The 959-nt window shown below is 68.2% G+C and carries 1 protein-coding gene; it reads left to right on the forward strand.

Annotated elements, in window-relative coordinates:
• On the forward strand, positions 1-959 hold a 959-nt coding region (locus MAA8898_RS25590; RefSeq protein WP_141194967.1), incomplete at both ends, for a DUF4214 domain-containing protein.

Raw genomic sequence — 959 nt, forward strand, 5'->3', positions numbered from 1 at the left:
CACCTGGCCGAATCCGCGCAGGTCTATCGCCTCTACGACTCGGTCTTCGGCCGCCAGCCGGACGGCGGCGGGCACCACGTCTGGACGCTCGGCCTGCTGGGAAGCACCACGCTGGCGCAGGCCGCCGCGGCCTTTGTCGCCTCGCCCGAGTTCCAGGCCACCTACGGCGCCGCCACCAACGCCGAGTTCGTCACCCTGCTCTACCAGAACGTGCTGAACCGCCTGCCCTCGACCCAGGACCGCGATTTCTGGGTCGGCCGGCTCGAGGCCAACTGGAGCCGCACCGACGTGGTGCTGTTCTTCTCCGAATCGACCGAGCACATCGCCAAGACCGCCCAGGCGCAGGACCTCTTTGACGAGACCCGCGACATCGCCAACTGGGGCGACGATATCTACCGCGTCTACCGCGCGATCTTTGACCGCGACCCGGACGGCGGCGGCTTCAACACCTGGACGAGCACGCTGGCCGGGGGCGCGATGACGCTGCCGCAGGTGATCGAGAGCTTCATGGCCTCGCCCGAGTTCCAGGCCACCTACGGCACCACGACGAACACCGAGTTCGTGACGCTGCTCTATCAGAACGTGCTGAAACGCGCGCCGGACACGGGCGGTCTGAACGGCTGGGTGGCGGCACTGGACGGCGGCATGGAGCGGTCCAAGGTGGTGGGCTTCTTCATGGGCTCGCCCGAGTTCGTGAACGGCACCCGCGCCGACATGGTGGCCTGGATGCAGGCGCGGTTCCCGGACGACGTGCTGGACCCCGGCCCGGGCGACGCGGTGCTCTCGGGCGGGGCCTATGCGGATACCTTTGTGTTCACCAATGACGGTCAGGCGAGCGAGGTGATCGTCACGGATGTCGAGGCCTGGGATACGCTGGATTTCAGCGGCTTTGGCCTGAGCCAGACGCAGGTGCTGGCGGCGCTGGCGCAGGACGGCGAGGACGTGGTGTTCACCGCCGG

Source organism: Antarctobacter aquimaris, assembly GCF_900184945.1.
Taxonomy (GTDB): domain Bacteria; phylum Pseudomonadota; class Alphaproteobacteria; order Rhodobacterales; family Rhodobacteraceae; genus Maliponia; species Maliponia aquimaris.